The sequence below is a fragment of the Petrotoga sp. 8T1HF07.NaAc.6.1 genome (assembly GCF_016772115.1).
GTDB classification, from domain to species: Bacteria; Thermotogota; Thermotogae; order Petrotogales; family Petrotogaceae; genus Petrotoga; species Petrotoga mobilis.
Map to the genome: position 1 here is coordinate 52054 of NZ_AUPG01000010.1, position 20890 is coordinate 72943.

Here is a 20890-nt window from a genome sequence, read left to right on the forward strand (position 1 = left end):
CGAATCAATAATTATAATCAAAATTTATCAAAATGAATAACCCTTTCAAGAGGCCTTTTTGGAACGTGGAAATTGCCATTCTCGTCCATATAATATTCAACCTTCTCATCGTTATCTTCTGCAAAAGAGTCGTGCCCTTTATAACCTAAAGGTATTACTGTATCGATCTCGTAGTCATCAGGGACGTTTAGGATTTCTCTTACATTTTTCCTGTTGATGGTAACGATTGGGCATCCACCTATACCTTTTGACCATGCAGCTAACAAGATATTTTCAAAGGCAGCTCCTATATCGTGACCAATCCACTTCGTAGCTCTTTGTTTGTTGACTAAAATAAAAATGTATGCGGTTGGCTTTTCACCTTCTTTAGGAGTTCCTTTTGGGGATATATAGCTAGCCCAACCCAAATTTTCAAAGACTTTGTCGCAAGTTTCTTTATCTTTTACAACGATAAACTCTAGTGGTTGTTTATTTGAAGCGCAAGGTGCTAACCTCGCACAATCTACTAACTCTTTCAATATTTTATCATCGATGGGATCTTGCTTGAACTTTCTGATGCTTCTTCTTTGTTTGATTATTTCTATTACATCCATGTTGTTGTTTTCCCTCCATTAATTATTTTTGAAAGATGAACTTTTTTCTACGCTGTGCTTAGTCTTTATTAGCGCCCCTTCATTTATTGAATTTCTATGCCCAATTCTTTAAGAGGTATTTTGAACTCTCTTATACCGGATGAATATGGGGCAATTTCGTAATGTTGATAGACTACAACAAAATCTTCATTTGTAATATAATAATCTCGATCATACCCTATTGTATCTAGAGTTTCATCAACATTAAAATAAATTTTAGGGTCTGCATTTATTTCTTCGATAATGCTTTCTTTGATTATTCGAAAAGATTCGCCTGTGTCATCACTATATAAATCCAAGAAATCGTAGAGATTGAGGAATTTACTGAGAGTTAGATCATAATTGTAAGTTTTTCTTGTAGTCATTGGATGAGCCTGGTGATAAACATAAGAAAAATAATCAGTGTAAAAGCTCACAAAACTGTCTGAAACAAATCCTATTTCTGATTCTATAACTACTTGAACGTATGGTTCCTCAGATTCGTCTATACTATTTCTAAGACCATAAAGCTGATCGAGATATTCACTTAAGAAATCTTCAACATCTTTTGCTAAGTAACTATTTAAAAGAAAGGCACTTGGTGCATCCTTTGTACCGTAAAAAAATGGAATACTTACTCTTCCACCTAAGTTTTCTGATAGATCTGACGATAGGGTTATGTATTCGATTGAATAGAGGGTTATAGAAAACAGTATAAGCAATAAAAATATACTTAAAAATTTTTTCATAGTTGCTCTCCCCCTTAAAGTAAGTTTTTGATTGATTCGAGATATTCTTTTATTATGCTTTTTGAACTTTCAAACTTTTCTGTTTCTTCATCATTCAAAGTTATATCGATAGTTCGTTCCACCCCGTCTTTGTTTATAACCGCAGGATATCCTATGTACACATCATCCAACAACACGGAAGGGGTATATACTCTTCCTTCATTCTTAATTATCGATTCTACCAGTGCAGTAGTTGCTGAAGCTATTCCATAATTAGTTGCACCTTTTTTGCTTATTATAGTGTAAGCAGAATTTTTTACATCATCAAAAATCTTACTCAGATCTTTATTACAATTATCTTTGTACGGGCAATTACGGCAAAAACCTTTAATTGGAACACCTCCAATCATTGCCGAACTCCACGCTGCCAACTCTGAGTCACCATGTTCACCTATTATATAGGCGTGAACACTCATTGGGGAAACTCCACAATTTTTCCCTATTAAGGCTCTTAATCTTGCGGTGTCCAATATTGTTCCAGTCCCAATTACCCTATTAGATTCAAAACCAGTTACTTTCCACACAACATAGCTCATAACATCAACAGGGTTAGTAATGTTTATTATCAACGTATTTGGAGCATATTTTTTTATATTTTCTGAAATGCCTTTTATTATTTTAGCATTCTTTATTGTCAAATCTAACCTTGTTTCACCAGGCTTTTGAGCAGCTCCTGCTGTAATTAATACTATATCGCTTCCTTCTATATCACTATATTCCCCTGCCCTTATAATCATTCTTTTGTGAAAGGTTGTTGCATGCAATAAGTCCAATGCTTCACCTTCAGCCATTTCTTTGTTGAGATCGTAAAGAACGATCTCGTCAGCAACTGCTGCGTTTATTAAAGCAAAAGCAGTACTTGAACCCACTCTTCCCGTTCCTATTATGCTAATTTTCAAAATTATATCCCTCCAATTTTTTAAGTTTGCATCTATTAAAAACATATCTCAAAGTTATAGTATGCTTTTGTTCTCTACTTTAAAAATTCAAAATATTTCAATATTCCATTCAATGCCTTTTTAGTATCTTCTTCAAAAGAATTTCGCCACTCGTTACGCTCCGGAAAAAACATTTCTCTGAATAATTTATCAACTTTCGATCTTACTTGAGAATTTTTTGTACCATACCACCAAGCTTGATTTTCTAAAACCAAACTTTTTATACTTTTCAGTTGACCTATTAATCCTTCTCCATATGTACCGAATTCTAAGCATGTAGAATAGAAATTCGAAGTACTCTGATACTTTTTGTGTATATAATCAATCATATCTCCATTTATACTGTAAAAAGTTTCTTTTTTTGCTTGTGTAATAGGAGAGTAATTAAATTGCTTTTCTCTGGTATTGCAATCTTCTTTGTCAAAGGCAGAGTCAACAATCAACAATTTATCTTTTGGACCTGCCCCAGTATGGATGTCTAAATGGAGGATAAATTCGTAGGTGTTAAAAACTCTTTCATAGATTTCTTTTATATACTTAGTTGATTTCTCTTCTTCCTTTCCGCCATAATAAATAGATTTATTATCAACATATTGACCTTTGGTTAGAGCCTCTTTTACCCCTTTTGTGCCTAATTTTAATAAATAAGGTAACAATTCAAAAAATCCCACTATTAAACTTGAATCTAAAACACCAACCGGCCTTTTTTTAGTGAAATACCTTTGCATTTTTTCATATGACTCGTTGTTTAGTTCCTCGTTTTGATAAAGAAAATTTCTATTTAAATCAACGTTGTTTTCATTTACTCTTCTTTTATGCCTCATCCCCCATGGTTCAAGGAATGAATGAGAAACAACGAAATCTCTTGATTTTTTATTCGATGTAAAAACTCTTTGACGAATATCTGAATGAACACATTACCTGCGTATCCTTCTATTCCATGCTCGCCTGTTGTAATAAGAAATAACTTTCTGTTACCTTCGTTCTGACATAAAAAACTATCAATATAACTGTCCTCTTCAATTGAATAGGAATCATTAGAAACTGTAGAATAATATTTCTTTAGCTCATTTTCAAAGGTGAAAAAATTTTTTCTACATTCATCATAATCATAGGAATAATCATACATCTCTCTATCTCCTGTTATATAGGACCGTATCCTATTTTTACTGCAATATACAAATATAGCAAAGAAAGAAAAAACACAGCAAGCTGAATCTTCCAAATGAATTTGAACCATTTAAAATAACTAACTCCAGCAATTCCCAACGAGATTAACAACACTGCGTTAGTTGGATACAACAAATTACTAAACCCATCTCCAAAAACGAAAGCTTGTACAGCGGTTTGTCTCGTGATTCCAACCAAATCTGCCAAAGGCACTATAATTGGCATAGTCAAAAATGCTTTTGCTGAAGCTGAACCTATAAATAAATTCATAATAAAAAAAAGCAAATAAATCAAAAAAGTTGCAGCGACAGTTCCAGATTCAGATATAACAATAGATGCATTGTACAATATCGTATCTAAGATTTTTCCATTGGTAATTATCAGTTTTACCGACATAGCCATGAGAATCAATATGACTCCAGGCAACAGATTGCTCATCCCTATTAAAAAATCTTTGAATACTTTAGAAATACTTTTTTCAACAACCAAACCCGATAAAAAACCTCCTACCATGAATAACACACCAACAACGGGCAACATAAGACCACTCATAAATCCAGTAAAACCAGAAATTAAAATCAGTATAAACAAAATTGAAATTATTGTTATTAAAATTTTAGAAGCTTTTGAAGTATTTACATCATAATCGATGGTTTCTATTTGCTGATCAACAACCTCTTTTTGGTGCTTCTTAGCATAATTCCTCAAAAAAAAGAATAAAAGTAGGTAAGTAGTGATAAAAATAATTATTCTGAGACCTATTCCCGAAAAAAGTGGGATTTCAGCTATTCTTTGTGCCACCCCTAAACTGAACGGATTCGCTATTGCTGCAGAAAAACCAAATCCTGCTGCGAGTAAACTCATCCCCAAACCTGTTAGGTCATCCCAACCCAAGGAAACTGAAAACATTATTACAATCGGTATTAAAGGGACAATTTCTTCAAAAATCCCCATCAATGCACCTAAAAGCATAAAAACTAGAATCATCAAACCTAATAAAACGTTTTTTTGCTTGCTGTACCTTTTAACAATTTTATTAATGATGTATTCGATGACATGGTTTTTGTTCAAAATATAGATCGAACCGGAAACTACCAATATAAACACAATAATAGTGATTATAAGGGGTGCATCAGAGCTCCATAATACTTCGATTGGAGCGGTAAACCATCGCCAAAAGGGATAATTTGGTTTTTCTATTGTCTGGTAAGAATCTTCTACGATGACTGTTCTTCCATCTATAAACTCTCTTTGATACTCCCCCGCAGGCAATAAAATTGTTAATACCCCTGAGATCATCATGATAGAAAAAATAACTAGTGCTGAGGTTATAAACATATTTCTGCTTATTTTTACAGACTTTTCCATACCTCATCCCCCTTGTATAATATGTTTTGATATTTTATTGTCTTTAGTATTTTTAAATTTCAACAACCTTTCCAGCGCCACCTTCTAAATAGGCTTCTGGAAAAAGTTTTTTTATATCTTCTTTGTGTTGGGTACAATGTGTTGCACAAATTAGTTTTAAACCCTTCAAAGATTCTGCAGGTGTTCCATGTAACCCTCCAATTATTCCGTATACTTCTCCAAATGTTGAAGCGGTTTTTAATATATTTTCCATCTTTGGATGTGAACATCCAACTATGATTACTATTCCTTTTTCAGTTTTTACACAAAGAGATTGTTCTATCCCTTCTAATTCTCCTGTGGAATAAATGCCTTCATGTATTTCAATAGGACCTTTTATGGTAATAACTTCTTTCGCATTTTTCACTCCCCTGAAAGATGGAGGAACGTAAACCGTTACATCGGGGTTTTTTGAGAGAAAACCCGACAAACCGCCCACATGATCATAGTGGTTGTGAGATATAAAAACCTCATCTATTGTAGATGGATCAACTCCTAGCTTTTTCATGTTATTTAACAGAATCTCCCCACTCCCACCGGTATCGAAAAGAATCTTAGGTGCATTTTCTACTTCAATCAAAGCAGAGAATCCCCAATTAGCTTGAAGATTTTTGTCATGCACTGTGTTATCGTATAAAATGGTAACTTTCAATTGTTTATTTTCTGCCATAGTTGTTCCCCCTTTTTTAATTGCTGTCTTAAAAAGCTCTTATATAGCGCCCCTTCGCCCCGCAGCCCACCCACAAGGAAAAAAATTCTTCACCCTTTCATCCCACTTCCCACCCATGAGGAAAAGAATCTTTTGCCCTTTTTACCCTGCATCCCACCCAGAAGGAAACCCCTTCTAAAATATATGATAGCACAAATTTTGAAAATATAAGAAAAACCCTCTAAAAAATTAGCATAGAGGGCTTATTAAAGTATCACGGAAATTCAATACAATTTTTAGATTTACCAACAGAATGTTATTCCATTGCTTCTATGTACTGATTTATCTTTCTTTGTTCTTTTCCAATAGATCTTACAATTGCAAACAATAGCACCGCTACTGTTCCAAGTATTATTAGAGAAGTAAGCTGCATACTGATATTTTTGAAGATCCACAAAGGACCTTGGGCAAGCATTAGGTCATAAAAAAATAGCAAGCCAAAAATAGCCGCAGCGTACCCCATTGTTATCAATTCTATAACCAATACTTCTTTCCCTTTGAAAACCTTGTTCATTTGGGATACATCTCTTTTTGGATCGCTGAGAAAGATTCTTGTCCCTAATAGCGATGAATAGTACAACAATATGACAGTAGGAATTATAAGTATCAAATCAAATAATTTAAATTTTAGCACAATGGAGAAAACTATTATAAGAGCGATGAACTCAATTGTATAAAGCCCTGTAGAAATCATTATTTTTGAGTTCACCATAGTTCTTGTTTTGAAAGGAAATAACTTTGGAACGGGCCAGATTTTTATTTCTTCAGTCAACATATATGCAGAAATCATGGCAGAGTAGTCTGCAGCTATCAACACAAAAAAGATAGTTATGTAAGATAAATCTTGCATACCTGTGAAAAAGAATATGAACGGCAATACCACCGGATAAATCATCATAAAGATCAATTGGGAATTCCTGAAAAGAAGTTTTCTATCTTTTTCAAAAAGAGGCAGACGTTTGGTTTTAAATTTTTCAATTTTTTTAACCTTTGACTTTTTCCTAGAGGTTGAGAAATCAAGATTGTTCGAGTATCTATATACCAAGTAAAAGAACAATATCGAAACAGCATAGATGAATACAAGAGAAAAGATACTGCCGTTTATAGCGTTGATGAACTGAGCATGTGGCCAAAGAGGGTTCATAAATACTTTAAGAGAGTTCCCCATGCCTTCCACAAGGTTTTGTGGATCACTAGTCATCATACGGGGGAGAAATTGCGGTATTAAGACCATAAAGATAAGGCCTATGAAATAAGTTAATTGGGCAATTCTTTTTGCAGATGTTTTACCAACAAAGAAAGACATAATTAATCCTATTACAATCGATATAGAGATCAAAAAAAGAAAAAAACCTATAATACCCAAGATAGATAGAATAACATTTGAACCTTTCAAAATCATATACGAGACAACGATTGATAAAAAAGCGCCACTTCCTATTCCAGACATGATTAAACTATCTATAGTAGAGGAAAAAAAGAGTGTTGACCTTTTAATGGGCATGGTCAAAAGGATGTCCATCATTTCGTTATCAAAAAGCGTAGTTACAATTAATGGGGAAAATTGTAAAACAAAAATCGCACTTACAAATAAAAAGGAAGGTGCAAACATTAGTTCTAGCAAAGTATAATTAGAATCCAAACCTATTTGATTCAAGGGAATGTTTAAATTAAATGAACCTGCAGCTGCAAGCATCGTAGGAATGATAACAGCTAAAAAAATTATTGGGACTATCAGATAGCTCATTACACTGGAGAGCATACCTGAACCTCTTTCTATCCCTTTTTTATTTTTTGTTGGTCGAGATTTGTTTTTATAGGAGTATTTTAACAACAATTTTAATTCATTCATTATTGTCTCAGAACCTCCCTCTAAAGTTCGTCGATTATTTCTTTTACTTCACTACCCCCTGTTAATTCCAAGAAAATGTCCTCTAAACTCCTATTTCCTAGTTTAGAGAGAGATCTTAATTCTTCCAAATTACCTTCTGCAAGGATCCTACCGTGATCGATGATTCCTATTCTGTCACACATCTTTTCTGCTATTTCAAGGATATGTGTCGTAAAGAATATCGCGGAGCCTTCGCTCTTGTATTTTTGCAAAAGTTCTTTGAGTATCCTCGCTGCTCGGGCATCCAAACCTACGGTTGGTTCATCCAAAAAAATTACCTTTGGTTTTCTCATCAAAACTGAGGCAACCATTAACTTTTGTTTCATACCATGAGAATAATCACCTATGTAATCGTTGAGGTAATCTATCCCAAAGGCATCACATATTTCATTGAATCGAGAGTGAATTTCATTTGAACTTAATTTGTATACGTTCATTACAAATTCTATGTATTCACTGCCTTTGAGGTTCTCATACATTTTTGGTTCATCAGGCACAACGCCAATTTCCCTTTTAATCTCCAATTCGTAATTATTGTAATCTTTATCCATGATGAAAATTTGACCAGAGGTTGGTTTTAGTATTCCTGTGAGCATTTTTATAGTTGTAGTTTTCCCTGCACCGTTCGGACCAAGAAAACCATAAATTTCCCCCGCACTTACGCTTAAGTTGATTCCATCAACAGCGGTGAAATCTTTAAATTTTTTTGTTAAATTTATCGCTTTTATCAATTTTATACCCCCCTCTACCTCATTCTAACTTTAATAAGTTTAAAACCCTCTATTTGATTCCAGAGGGTTTTTTTAAAGTTTTAGCTTTGAAAGAAAGGAAATCTCAGACCTTCAATATCTTTTTCGTTTTTCTCAAACTTACCAGAATACTCTTCCATTTCTTTTAAATCCCAATCGAATACCGTTAAATAGCAACTTCCTTCCTTTTCCTCGCTGAATATTGCGGGGAAATTGTATAGATCTTCAAAATCTTCTTTCTCGCTCTCTTCATCGGCTAGTGACACCTCAGTAATCACTGAATACGCTTTTAAATCAACGATCTCTGCCAATTCACCTAAGAAATACATAAATTTGTCGAATTCTTCTTCGGTATCTACATCTAGTGGTAGGTTAACGGGAACCACTTCTTCTTCAATTTTGAATTGTGATAGGTGCTCGCTGATATCCTGAGCTAAATCTTTATCTTGTTTTTTTATCTTGTCCAAAAATTCTTTCTTAGATTCTTCACTAAAGTTCACCCATAAAATAACTTCAGGGTGAAGATGGTCCTCATGTACTAAATTTGAATCATTCATATACTCGATAGCCACTGTGTGAAAATTTGGATAGTTTGAAATAAAAATCTCCTCCTTTTTTATTGAACAAAATTAGAAACTCTAAAACTTATCATTGTTAATATTATTATACCATTATTTTTTTATTATACATATTAATAAAATAAAACAGAAAATTATTTTTTGAATACCTAAATAATCGAACCTCGCAGAAATTTGAGTTATTTATTTTCTTCCTGTTATTTAAAACTCTATACCTTTTCTTGCTTGAACTCCTTGGTTGTAATAATGTTTAATCTCTTTCATCTCGGTAACCAAATCCGCTATTTCTATAATTTCTTCTGGGGCATATCTCCCAGTTATTACAACCTCTATCGAGGGAGTTCTTTCTTTAATTGCTTTTACAACTCTATCCAGGGGAATCAACTTGTAGTATAAAGCAATATTCAACTCATCCAACACAACCAAATCGTATTCAACGCCTTTTAAAATCTTCTCACAAATATCCATTCCCCTTTTGGCTGCTTCTATGTCCTCTTCTGTAGGTTTTTTGTATATAAAACACTCCCTACCAAACTGTTGAATATCGATGTTTTTAATATATTGGCTCACTTTCAATTCACTATACTCCATACCTTTTATAAACTGTGCAAAAAAGACTTTTTTGCCCGCAAGTGCAGCTCTAACAGAAAGCCCTAAAGCTGCTGTTGTTTTACCTTTGCCGTTACCAGTATAAACATGAACGAAAGATCGTTCCATCTCAGCCACCCCATCCTGTGCTAAAAATTTATTTTCTTACAAGCTTTTTTATACCCTTACATTTTTTTTTAATTGCAAATTTGGAAATGTGGCTTATACCCCCTGCAAGTGAAATATTTCGAAAGATTTTATCTTTTTTACCCTCATCCCACCAAGAACCTGCTAAAATACTTACCCCCGTTCCAACAAAGGCATTTGGAAACATGGGTGTGGATGCTCCAATTAAAACTATTTCTCTGGCATTTTTGCATAAACTTAAAAGTTCTTCGATGCTGTGGTTTATAACAGTAGTCCCACTTAAAAATACTATTTCACATTTTGGAAGTATATCCTTTTGTTCTTCCTCAGGGAGTACTTTCCCAAAAATGCCACCTTTTTGTGAGACCCCACGATCAAAAATAAACACATTTTTGACCATTCCATTGAACATATTAGCAACTTGAGGAATATAGCCTATCAAGCAAACATTATCCTCAGGTGTGATTTCAATAGAAAAGGGGTGAATAGAAGTATCAGCATCAGCCAAAGGAAGGGATCGTGAAGCAGCTGTCAACACGGCAACACCAATAGATCTTTGCAGGTCATCTTGACCCGTGAGAGCCCATTCGGCAATTTCTAAACTATCTTTACCAAGAATGTCTTGAGCATACGGGAAAATAGAGCAACCTGACTTTAAATTCTCACGTAGCACGTAGCTTACGCCCACATGATTATTACTAAGTTCCATACCAATAAGTGAAATCCCTATAACCGCATCTTTGATATTTATTCCTTCTAAATAAGGGGTTGCCTCTTCCAATACTCTTTCAATTATCATCCTGATCTCCTTCTTAGTAAGCCATTAGACTGTTAAAATTTTAAAAATGTTCCTAATTTTCTTCCTATTTCCCATGATTTTGATAATTTGTTTTCAACCCCATTATATCATCTAAAAATCTAAAAAAATTCATTAATCTGCATTGGCTTTCGACAACTATTTCTATAACAATTTTAGCTCTTCTAGTGTAATACTTTAAATATTTTTCTTTATCTGATTGTGGATTTGCTCTTAGGATAAGAAGAAAAAAGCGAAGAGTCATGAAAGATGCTTTAAAGAATGTTTTAATTTTTTATGGTTAGAATAAAAAATCGAAGATATAAGTGATCAATCGCCGATGATTTTGCTTCATCCCTAACCTTATCTTCCATTCCTTTCTCCTTTTCATTTCTTTACGAAAAAAAGAAAGAAAAAAGCCTCACATTTACAGGTTATCTTTTCTTTCCTACTTTCAGTTCATTAAAATAAGGTTAGAAGGAAGGAAGCATTACTTGGAAGCGTAGAGATAGTATTGTTTTCATTCCTCTCCCCATCTTCCATTCCTCCCCCCATCCTCCATTCCTCTCCACCCCCTCCATTCCTCATAGGTAGGATAAAAAGTCAAATATGAATGATGGACATGCCGTATCTTTATATTGTTTCCATTCCTTATAGGTAGGATAAAAAGACTTCTCCATTAGCGGGTGAATCCACAGGATTTAAGAGTTTCCATTCCTACCACTACCTTCCATTCCTCATAGGTAGGATAAAAAACCTTCTCCATTAGCGGGTGAATTCACAGGATTTAAGAGTTTCCATTCCTCTTCACCCCCTCCATTCCTCATAGGTAGGATAAAAAGTTGAAGTTATTCTATCAGAGGATGGCAAAGTAGACAGTTTCCATTCCTCATAGGTAGGATAAAAAGGGGAATTGAGTTAGGCTAATCTACCAACTTTGCAAAGTTTCCATTCCTCATAGGTAGGATAAAAAGAGACATTCTTGAAGAAAGAACGAAAATAGAAGAAGGTTTCCATTCCTCATAGGTAGGATAAAAAGTCAAAATCAACTTGAAGATTTGGGGATTGAGACTAAGTTTCCATTCCTCATAGGTAGGATAAAAAGTTTCAAATTCTTTATCTCATCTTCTTCAATACCTTGTTTCCATTCCTCATAGGTAGGATAAAAAGCTTGTAAACATTTTTGGAGTTGCTGATGAGATAATAACGTTTCCATTCCTCATAGGTAGGATAAAAAGTTATACTTTCAAATCAAAAAAGAAATTTATCGATCCAAAGTTTCCATTCCTCATAGGTAGGATAAAAAGGAAAGATATAGGATTAGGTCTCGGCATAGCGTCAGCGTGTTTCCATTCCTCATAGGTAGGATAAAAAGGAAAGGTTAGCAAATGTGTACACTACGACAGTGCAAGTTTCCATTCCTCATAGGTAGGATAAAAAGTTTCTTGAAAAGGTAAAATCATATACAGAACCATCTTAGTTTCCATTCCTCATAGGTAGGATAAAAAGGACGGCAAGCCAGAAAGCTTTATTAGCTTTGGAAATGTTTCCATTCCTCATAGGTAGGATAAAAAGGCAAACCGCACCTGCAATTTCTTTTGGATCACACACGTTTCCATTCCTCATAGGTAGGATAAAAAGGTGTTTTCACAGGAAAAGCCGAAGGAAATATTTATACTGGAAGGTTTCCATTCCTCATAGGTAGGATAAAAAGTTTGAATTATTTGTCAAGGATAGATCATCCAATAGTTGTTTCCATTCCTCATAGGTATGATAAAAAGTGAAGGAAGCGGTCGTAGAAATGAATGCGATGCTAAGGTTTCCATTCCTCATAGGTAGGATAAAAAGAGAAACCTCGTCACCTTCAGAAATCTTTTTATCCAAGTTTCCATTCCTCATAGGTAGGATAAAAAGGCATAAGATGCCTATAATTACTATATCATAAAAAATTACGATTGTCAATCAAAATTTTGAGAAATTGTTAAAAATCAATTCAAATATGCATGATATAAGGATTGTGATTTTTAACACTTGTCTGTCGATCCCATGGGATGTTTACCTTATTGGTGGTCGACAGACATTTTTCATACCTTCCTGCTTTTTATGTTAATAAAATATATTACAAGAGAGACCTTGATTTTTAATTTAAAATACATGATTATTGCTAAGTTCCAAACCAATAAGTGAAATCTATATACCCGTATCTTTGATCTTTATTCCTTCTAAATAAGGCTGTGTTTCTTCTATAACTCTTTCAATTATCATCCTGTTCTTCTTTTTTTAATATTTATAAGAGTACCATCGTAATTTAATTCTGCCTTATATTCTCGTTCTCCTGTAACTCTTGTTCCAGGAGTCAAAAAGGGTTTAACTTTTGAAATGTTTCGTCCTGGAGCATTATCGAAATTTTTGGATTCATTATTCTTTTCATTTTCAGGGTCATAATATACCCTTCCAGTCAAAAGCTCTATGTCCCCTTCAAATTGAATTTCATCAAGATATTCTAAATGGTGTAAAAGAGGTTTATTGTTTTCTATTGTGACTATTACCTGTTCGCCTGGCTCTGAACTATTTATTTCCAAGGGAATATTATTCCCAACTGCATCTATTTCAACATGTCCGAATCCATACTTCGATTCTCCTCCAAGAATCAATTCTTGAATTATATTAAAGTTATTAATAGTTATTGAATTTGTATCTAGTTGAACTGGATGCTCACATATTTTTGCTGAATCTCTAATCCAAATATAGCCTGCAATTTTCACATCCTTGATATTTGCTTTTTCATCTCTGAATTTGTTGTTTATAAATTCAATTTCATGAAGACTTTCATCTTCGGCAGTTTGACTTTTTCCGTTAATCGCAGTTGAAATCCTACTGCCAATGAACATATGTTCAAACTCTGTTTGTGGAATACTACCATACTTTAAACCACCATCAGTATAAGAAGGGGTATAAACAGTTTTTCCATCATAAAGATAAAAATTTGAAAATTTAAAATTCTCCATTACTTCACGACCATTATTTTTATAATTGTATTTTTGTGAACTATCACTCTGAGAATTATTCTTCAAGAATTCTGTAATGCGTTTAGTTATAGCACCCCAGAAATTTTTTCCAAGCACATAATATCTTGTAGGTGAAACAACTGAACCTTTAAAGGGAGTGTAACCGATATGAAGAGGTGATTTTAATTTAAAAACAACACTAAGTTTTTGCCACACTGTTTTCACCAGCTTTATCATTTTTACCAACCTTCGCATGGTACAATGCATAAGTTAATGTACGTTCTAAAATCTTTTTCATAAAAAAAAGTTTATCGATATCTTCGGCTACGTTTTGTAACTCTTTACAAAATTCAGAAAAGTCATCTGGAAACTGCTTTTTAGAGCCAACATCAAAAAAATATTTTTTTATTTCATTATAATTCAGTAATTCATTAATCTTGTTTCTTATTTCTTTGTCTTTGTCTTCGAGCCAGAGAAACATTGCATAAACACCATCTTCCTGCAAAACTCCAAGTGCTTTTCTAAGATTGTTTTCAAGTGCTTTTCTAAGATTGTTTTCAAGATTAGAATTGTGGATTTTACTTATTTCTTGACCGTATTTCATGCAGATATAATCAAGATTCAGCATTTTTAGATTCCTCCTGATCTTCTGAATTATTGCTAATATTTAACAACTCAACCCTACCAAATCCTCTTGTTCCCATTCCTCCAATACCAAGAAGGTTGAAATATGACGAAACAGCTCCCATTACTTTATCAATATCAATATCACCTTTTTCCCTAGTTTTATCCTTAACTACTTCAAACCCTAATATTGTGCCTCTTGGAATAGCTTCATAAGTAAACAATGCTCCTTCGGCAGCGGTTCCGGTTGTTGAATCTATTTTCACCGATGTTCTGATTTCTAAATTATCATTTACAATATGTGAAAACAACTTTTCAGAAACAATAACAATTCTTTGCACATAAAGGGATATGCTAGAAGGTAAATTAATATCCTTACCATCAGGCGAAGCAACTTCTAACAAAAGCCAGCCAAGGTTCAAAGGTTTTTGAGAATCTATACCCTTTAATGCATACGCTTCATCATGATTATTATCAGGAATTGTTATTGTGTTTCCATTATTATCATTTAATTCTATAAACCAATATTCAAGTAGTTCTTTTGTTGTAATCCATATTGTGCCCTGTATCGAAGAAACAGGGAAGAAAATAATTTGTCCATCATAAAATCTTAACATACCCTTACTTTCACCACTTCCAAATAATTTGTCTGTTTTATCTTTATCTTTATCTTTTTCTTCTATTTCATAAAACGCTCTTACAACGCCTGCAATTGCTGTTCCTGGTATTTTAGGAATATCTGTTGCAGGATCTCTTACTATGGTATTATCTACTCTACCTAGCCTATATCCACCAGCTCCAATGTGTATCGGATCAAGAGCTCTCATGAAAATTTTTTTTGGTTCCAAGTCTTTGACATTTTCATTTTCCATATCTTCCCTCATTTTTCCTCAACCCCCTCTTTCAATATATGTCTAAATAAAACAATTGTATCCAACAATGCTTTATTTTGAGAAGAATTAATAAGTAAAAATCTGGTTTCTTCCGACAACTCATCCCATTTTTTACCAAATGCATCTTCTAATGTAGCAACAGCAAACTCTTTGAATATATCTTCTTTGTTATTATCTTCTATGTTTCTCCATTCCCTTAGTTTTGTAATAAAAGACTCCTCAATGAAATTAATTTGGGAAGCTGAAATATTAGCAGTTAGAATATTCCATAATTCCAATAACTCTGAAAATTGATATTGATAATATGGTCTCTTTGAAAATAATTTATAATCTCTGTCTCCTCTTTTCCCACCTTTGTAATATATGTTGTATCTATCCGTAGTTCCTAATAATAATTCGAAATCAAAATAACCTGGGAAAATTTGGTAAATTTTGCCCTTTGAAAGTGAAGCAAGGTCATCAAGCGTGTATTCCCCTTCATCAAGGTTTTTGATGGGATAATAACCGTAAAACTCTTCATTTCTAAGTGAATCCACATTCCACCATATATTTGTTGGTATAGCTTTTGTAAACCCTGATCCAGCTAACATTCTTTTTTCAGCATCAAGTAAAACATACAAAGGGAATTTTCTGTTTGTTACTAAAAGTTTGGCATTTAACGGCAACTTCCCTAATACCTTTTCAAATCTTTCATTGTAAAGCTTTGATATCAATTCTAAAATTTTAATCGAGTCAGAAGCTGGGACAATCATTCTCAACGAGAGAGGAGATTTATTAATTTCAATTAGAGGGATGTATTCTTCAGTTTTTATATTATTAGGTTCTATTTCTTCTTTTAATAGATTTTCATTTGGTTTGTCCTCTAACGCAAGGTAGTTAAATCCTTGTTTTAATGCTTTATAAACAGCATTTTCTCCAGTTTCATCTTCAGACTTAAACTTATCAAGGGATTCTATGGTGTAAAATTCTCCATTTTTTGTGTGAAGAACAAGAATATGTTGTGGGTTTAATTTTTCTTTTTCAATTATATATGGAGTATTTTCTTTTAATCCTTCTGCCTGCTTCAGCTTAGATTTCAAATTATTATTATCAATAGAAAATTTCAATCTCCCCCATTTATTAGAATAAATTTTATTTATTATTTCCTTTATAATCAATTCAAAGAATTCTTCTGTTTCTTTCCATATTCTATATATTCGAGCTGGTGATGGGTTTTGGGTAAAAAGCACTTGCTGAAGAGTATCAGAATCAAATGATTTAGGTTCAAGTCTATACTTAATTTTTTCAATGAATTTATCAATATAGTTATCTTCAGATGAATTTTGAGATGAACTTATATCTTCGTAAAAAGTATTGATAATATCACTTTTAAATCCTCTATCTCTGGAAATGGATTCATCAGTGATAATTTTAAGTAAAGCTTTGGATAATTTATTTAAAGGCAGATTTAAATCAATATTTCTTTTTTTCAATTTTTGAACTTGTTGTTTATTATTAAATAATTTTTTGCTTTCTTTTGAATGAAACCACTCCTCAAAAGTTTGACTAAAAATTGTTCCAATCATTGTACCATCAAGCCATTTATCAAGGTTAAAATTAAGAGAAAGTAAAGCAACACGGTTATTTTTATCTGCAACTTCATCCGTCCAGATAGTATTTTCTCTATTGTTAAACCAATCTTGTAACCTTCCTTTTCTTCTCTTTTCGCAGATATCACATCTTTCATCATTTACAGATTTTGTTCTCATTCTGCACACAGGGCATACATCTTTACGATCTTCATCAGTTTCAGGAATAGGAATATCTGGATTACTACCTATTCGTTTCTCCCCCTTTTCAACAAATAACATTGGACTCATTTTAGGAATATCTCTCTTCTCTGCGGCAGATTTTAACTCGCTACTAAGAATCGTAAGTGTCGTTGAGGGCTTGCTAAGAGTAAAAAATGGCCAGATTTCATTATCACTTTTGTCTCTTAAAATCTTCAAACTTTCCTCTGCGCATTCTTTTGCAAGTTCTTTTGCATTATCATCCTTCAAGGTGGGAAAAGTGAAGTAAACTCCATTTATGTCTTCATATATAGCATTTCCAATTGGTATTTCTTCTTCAAATTTCTCTTTCAATTCGATCTTCATTTCTTCAATAATCTCATTCCTTTTTAAAATATCTGCAATCTTTTTACCTTTGTTTATAAAACCGATACCATCCCAGCAAAAACCAAGCACTCGCCACTGAAGCTGGCCAGGATCAGGTTCTTCATCCAATGCAATCTCGCATAATACCGATTTAAATAACGAAGCTGTCGAATAAGAATGGTCCCACAGTGTAACATCATTTGAAGGAATTCTTGTTTCTCCTAATGCGTGTGAAAAAGTGGTTTTAAGATTATTCAACAATCCTCTTCTAAAGCAAAATAAATCAAGCTCATCAGAAATATAATTTTTGAATAACCCTATTAAATTATCCTGTAAACCATCGAACCTTTTTTGAAGACACATTAGATCAATTTTTACTTTTCGATGCCCAAAAGGAGAAGAGATATATGTATTGTCTAATCCTTGCTCCCTTCTTACAACGCCTTTGTCATCAGCGGAATCTTTGTGATCACATGTTTTCAACAATTTTACTAACTGATCTTTAGGATCTTTAAGATCTTCATCCTTATAATGATGTTTAGTAATAAGAGAGTAAACACCTGTCTCTAAGTTTTTTATCTTGAATGTGAATTTCTCATCTTTAATGTAACTAACCAAATCATTTTCTAAAAATTTATCAATTTGGGCATGTTCATCCGATGCTGCTTTTTCAATAGATTTACTTTTAATAAAATTTGGATGACATTTACCGATATCATGCAATAACGCCCCTATCTCCCCAGTTAGAATATTTTGTCGAGCATTCTTGATTATATCAACGTACATTCGTCTCACCCCTTCAATCACTGTCGAAAATGTATATAATAAATGCTAATTGATTGATCACTTTTTTTCTCATTTGTATGCACCATGGTTAACAGTTTTGTTTACTTCGGTGTATAAGATTGAGAAAATTGATTTCTTATCCTCAGGATAAGTCTCTACATTTTTATCTTGTAGCTGTTCTATAATTCCAAACCCAGATGTTTTCTTTGCAGAAAAGCCATAGGTGTAAAACATCAATTTTAATGTCTCAGCAAGAAATTCTAGATCCTCTTTAATATCGTCTTCTCTGAAATCTTTACCTTTTGGATACGGAAGATATAAAAGATAAAAATCTCCATTTTTGCCTGGTTTTATTACTTCAAGAGGTATAGGCCTTTGTTAGTAGGGGTTCTGGTATCCCTTTTTAAAGGAGTAATTACATCCTTTTCTGCTGCTTCTTCAAAGAAAGTGGGAAAAAAATATAGTCTACCTTTAGATGTTTCATCATCTTCATCTTCAGCAGATTCACTTCCAAAAAGCCTTGTGATTAATTTTTTCTTCTCAACTTCACCCCATTCCACCTTCCCAGCAGCATATCTTAAGTGTCCCTTCCATGTTGAGGGTCTAACCATAGGTAAGCCAGTTAATTTATCCCTTACAATAGGATTTTCAAAAATTTTGCCAGCAATTATATGGAACTCTCCTTCGTCTTTACTTGTATAGGGCTTTTTGAGGGTAAAAGAAATTTTTATTAAAACTGAATCTTGAGGAAGATTTTTTAGGTCATTAGCAGTAGGATAAAAATCTTGGATATTTATATCCGTCTTTAACTTGCCCTGAATTTCTTTTTTCAATTGGGCAAGTTCAACATCTTTATAAGTCTTTGCCTTACTAAGATAATAATCATAAATCATTTCATCATTCATAAAAAACACCTCTGTTATTTATCAAAAGTGTGGGATCTAAATCCCATTTTTCTTGTATGCTTTCAATCAAAACAGGATTTTCTATAAAGCCAAAAGTTTGCTTCCAAAAGTCTTCATCTTTGAATTTAACTTGTAATAACTGCTTAATTTCTTTTCTACTAACATTTATCTTTTTAGGAATCTCTGGAAGCCATCCCCAAATTCTCATTTCCCACTTAGGTTCTTGATTATTCTTGTATGCATTTTTGTTATATATATGAGATACAAAAATTTTTGACCCTGTTTTCTCGATAATTTGGTCTTTCGTTATATTTCCTTTTTTGCAAACTTCACAATAATATTTTTCTCCATCCTTTTTATCTTTTTCAATGGAATGTTCCCAACAATCTTTATGAATTGGCTTTATATTTTTATTTGATATAAATCCCATTAATAAATGTCGTAAAACTTGATTGTTTTTAAATTTATCTCGAAATAGTGATCTTATTTTGTTTCTAACCCATGGCGATGTTGGAAGATATGGATAAGAAGAAAATACTTCTTCTCCCAACGGTTCTTTATCTTTTAAATCTTTTATTGATTTGTAACTACTAGAACCAATTAACTTCAAAATCTGGTTTATAAAATTGGGATTAATTGGTATTTTATAAAAGAAAAATTGATCTAATCTTGGTAAAGGTACTGTATAAGGGTCTATATACTCACTTTCTGCTTGTTGAGGAAAAGTAGTATTAGATAATTCCAATTTCTCCTCAACATCAACAACACCAAAACCTTTTTGAACACCTGCACCTATTCCCCAACTTGAAGCTAATGTAAATAAGTTTTTTAACAAGTCAACCTTGTTAGCATCTTCAATAATAAATCTTAATTTATATTTTCCCATTAATCCACCATTATTGACATATTCTTTAGCCTTCTCACTAGTATCATAATATCCAAGGAAGTAAGGAAAACGAGCGTTAGGTATTTCCTCAATAACGAACGGAGCAGAACTCTTTTCTAATGTTTCAATTTCTAACTTAAACTTCCTTGACCATCCTGTACATCCAAATAGTTGACAAGCTTGACAAATTTGATCGTTTAATGCTTCTGACATGGTTTTACCGGATTTTAGTGCCATATTGAATTTGTCATGTTCTAATTTACACCTTAAACTTTCATCTGTTGGATCACAAGCATAACCTCCCAGTCCTCTAATTAACGCCTCATACCACCATCTTAGGCTACCAATTATGCCAGTCTCTCTTAATGTAGAACTCTTTCCATTAGCATCTCCTGTCCATATTGGAGTCAAAGGTTTGATAGTAACGCTAAATTCCTCCATTGTGTTCCCCCCTAACAAGCATTATCTTCCTTCTCTTTAGAATTACTAACAAATAGTATTAGTCTCCTTCTGTAAAATATTTTAATAATAAAAGATCTTCAATTTACAAAGTATAAAAATATTATAACATGCTTTATTAATTTATTTATAATAAATTGATTCACTTCCAAAAAGTGGGATTGTAAAAAATGAATTATAAACAAAGGAAAAATACTCTTTTAATCATTAGAAGAATAAATTATTCGATTATAAACTTCTCTTATGCAACAAAATATTTGTTCCCTTTTACCATTGGTAAAGTTAACTAACTTCAGTTTAAATTCCACATTATTTTTCTAAGTGAGTCAAAAATATCTTATAAAGTATCTCTCAAGAAAAAAATATCACTCCTTATTAACAATACTCAAAACAAAGGAGTGATATTTTAAAAGCAAACTTAATGTTTAAATACTTTGCATTAGTATAGAATGAGCTGATTCTAACTACTTCAGTAACTCTTTTAGTTTTTCTAATGTAATGCTTAAAATATTCTTCTTTATTTGATCGTGAATTTCTTCTTAGGATAAAAAAAGAAAAGAGAAAAATGAAGAGCTAAGCAAAAAATCACAAAAAGCTAATTTAGTTTCTTATAGTTAGCAAAATATCGACGATATAAGAGAACCAACGTCGAAACCTGTACCTCATTCCACATACGTAGAATATAATGATTTTCTCATCTAGCAAAATGAGTCGTTTGGAAGAACGTTTCCATTATTCTCTCGTACTTTTTATTCTTTTCAAACCAAAATAAATAGAAAAAAACTCATGTTTGCAGGCATTATTTTCGTTTCTACTTTACAT

The 20890-nt window shown here is 32.8% G+C and carries 17 protein-coding genes, 2 pseudogenes and 1 CRISPR repeat array; all 19 genes and pseudogenes read right to left on the reverse strand.

Features of this window, described 5'->3' with window-relative positions; translation table 11 throughout:
- Window positions 1-17 precede the first annotated feature (17 nt).
- The 19 genes and pseudogenes from NAAC61_RS07780 to cmr1 all read right to left on the reverse strand — a co-directional run bounded on the left by NAAC61_RS07780 (window position 18) and on the right by cmr1 (window position 20050).
- The gene (locus NAAC61_RS07780) at window positions 18-593 is read right to left on the reverse strand and encodes a nitroreductase family protein (protein ID WP_202695630.1); all 576 of its coding nucleotides are present in this window, start codon (window positions 591-593) and stop codon (window positions 18-20) included.
- Window positions 594-676: 83 nt separating this feature from the next.
- A complete protein-coding gene (locus NAAC61_RS07785; protein WP_202695631.1) occupies window positions 677-1360 on the reverse strand; it encodes an RsiV family protein in 684 nt (227 codons plus the stop codon).
- 14 nt (window positions 1361-1374) lie between these two features.
- Window positions 1375-2298: an L-lactate dehydrogenase gene (locus NAAC61_RS07790; RefSeq protein ID WP_012209677.1), complete on the reverse strand. Its 924-nt coding sequence runs from the start codon at window positions 2296-2298 to the stop codon at window positions 1375-1377.
- A 74-nt stretch (window positions 2299-2372) separates the two neighbouring features.
- Window positions 2373-3577: pseudogene (locus tag NAAC61_RS07795) on the reverse strand (M14 family metallopeptidase).
- The gene (locus NAAC61_RS07805) at window positions 3481-4875 is read right to left on the reverse strand and encodes a YfcC family protein (protein ID WP_121515496.1); all 1395 of its coding nucleotides are present in this window, start codon (window positions 4873-4875) and stop codon (window positions 3481-3483) included. Before NAAC61_RS07805 ends, NAAC61_RS07795 begins: the two are co-directional and overlap by 97 nt.
- Window positions 4876-4927: 52 nt before the next feature.
- On the reverse strand, window positions 4928-5584 hold the full coding sequence (locus NAAC61_RS07810; RefSeq protein WP_202695634.1) for an MBL fold metallo-hydrolase: 657 nt from the start codon (window positions 5582-5584) through the stop codon (window positions 4928-4930).
- A 295-nt stretch (window positions 5585-5879) separates the two neighbouring features.
- Entirely contained in the window at window positions 5880-7475 is a 1596-nt protein-coding gene (locus NAAC61_RS07815) for a hypothetical protein (protein ID WP_202695635.1), read from the reverse strand.
- Window positions 7476-7495: 20 nt separating this feature from the next.
- Window positions 7496-8245, reverse strand: coding sequence for an ABC transporter ATP-binding protein (locus NAAC61_RS07820; RefSeq protein ID WP_202695636.1), 750 nt, complete (start codon window positions 8243-8245; stop codon window positions 7496-7498).
- An 80-nt stretch (window positions 8246-8325) separates the two neighbouring features.
- Window positions 8326-8820, reverse strand: a complete 495-nt coding sequence (locus tag NAAC61_RS07825; protein WP_202695637.1) for a hypothetical protein — start codon at window positions 8818-8820, stop codon at window positions 8326-8328.
- 222 nt (window positions 8821-9042) lie between these two features.
- Window positions 9043-9558 carry a cob(I)yrinic acid a,c-diamide adenosyltransferase gene (gene cobO, locus NAAC61_RS07830; RefSeq protein ID WP_202695638.1) on the reverse strand — a complete coding sequence of 172 codons (516 nt, stop codon included), beginning with the start codon at window positions 9556-9558 and terminating at the stop codon, window positions 9043-9045.
- Window positions 9559-9586: 28 nt separating this feature from the next.
- Entirely contained in the window at window positions 9587-10375 is a 789-nt protein-coding gene (locus NAAC61_RS07835) for a DUF364 domain-containing protein (RefSeq protein ID WP_202695639.1), read from the reverse strand.
- 570 nt (window positions 10376-10945) lie between these two features.
- Window positions 10946-12286: a CRISPR direct-repeat array (repeat unit 30 nt; unit sequence GTTTCCATTCCTCATAGGTAGGATAAAAAG).
- A gap of 347 nt (window positions 12287-12633) precedes the next feature.
- Window positions 12634-13596, reverse strand: coding sequence for a hypothetical protein (locus NAAC61_RS07840; RefSeq protein WP_202695640.1), 963 nt, complete (start codon window positions 13594-13596; stop codon window positions 12634-12636).
- On the reverse strand, window positions 13580-14008 hold the full coding sequence (locus tag NAAC61_RS07845; RefSeq protein ID WP_202695641.1) for a hypothetical protein: 429 nt from the start codon (window positions 14006-14008) through the stop codon (window positions 13580-13582). Before NAAC61_RS07845 ends, NAAC61_RS07840 begins: the two co-directional genes overlap by 17 nt.
- Window positions 13995-14888, reverse strand: coding sequence for a type III-B CRISPR module RAMP protein Cmr4 (gene cmr4, locus NAAC61_RS07850; protein ID WP_202695642.1), 894 nt, complete (start codon window positions 14886-14888; stop codon window positions 13995-13997). The genes NAAC61_RS07845 and cmr4 overlap by 14 nt, the downstream gene beginning before the upstream one ends.
- A complete protein-coding gene (locus NAAC61_RS07855; RefSeq protein WP_202695643.1) occupies window positions 14885-17818 on the reverse strand; it encodes a CRISPR-associated protein Csx11 in 2934 nt (977 codons plus the stop codon). Before NAAC61_RS07855 ends, cmr4 begins: the two co-directional genes overlap by 4 nt.
- Before the next feature lie 69 nt (window positions 17819-17887).
- Window positions 17888-18055 carry a hypothetical protein gene (locus tag NAAC61_RS11360; protein ID WP_237729830.1) on the reverse strand — a complete coding sequence of 56 codons (168 nt, stop codon included), beginning with the start codon at window positions 18053-18055 and terminating at the stop codon, window positions 17888-17890.
- A pseudogene (locus tag NAAC61_RS11365) lies at window positions 18056-18187 on the reverse strand (RAMP superfamily CRISPR-associated protein); the annotation flags it as partial. It abuts the gene before it with no gap.
- Entirely contained in the window at window positions 18172-18723 is a 552-nt protein-coding gene (locus NAAC61_RS07865) for an RAMP superfamily CRISPR-associated protein (RefSeq protein WP_202695644.1), read from the reverse strand. The gene NAAC61_RS07865 and the pseudogene NAAC61_RS11365, both read right to left, overlap by 16 nt.
- A complete protein-coding gene (gene cmr1 / locus NAAC61_RS07870) occupies window positions 18716-20050 on the reverse strand; it encodes a type III-B CRISPR module RAMP protein Cmr1 (RefSeq protein WP_202695645.1) in 1335 nt (444 codons plus the stop codon). The genes NAAC61_RS07865 and cmr1 overlap by 8 nt, the downstream gene beginning before the upstream one ends.
- Window positions 20051-20890 lie beyond the last annotated feature (840 nt).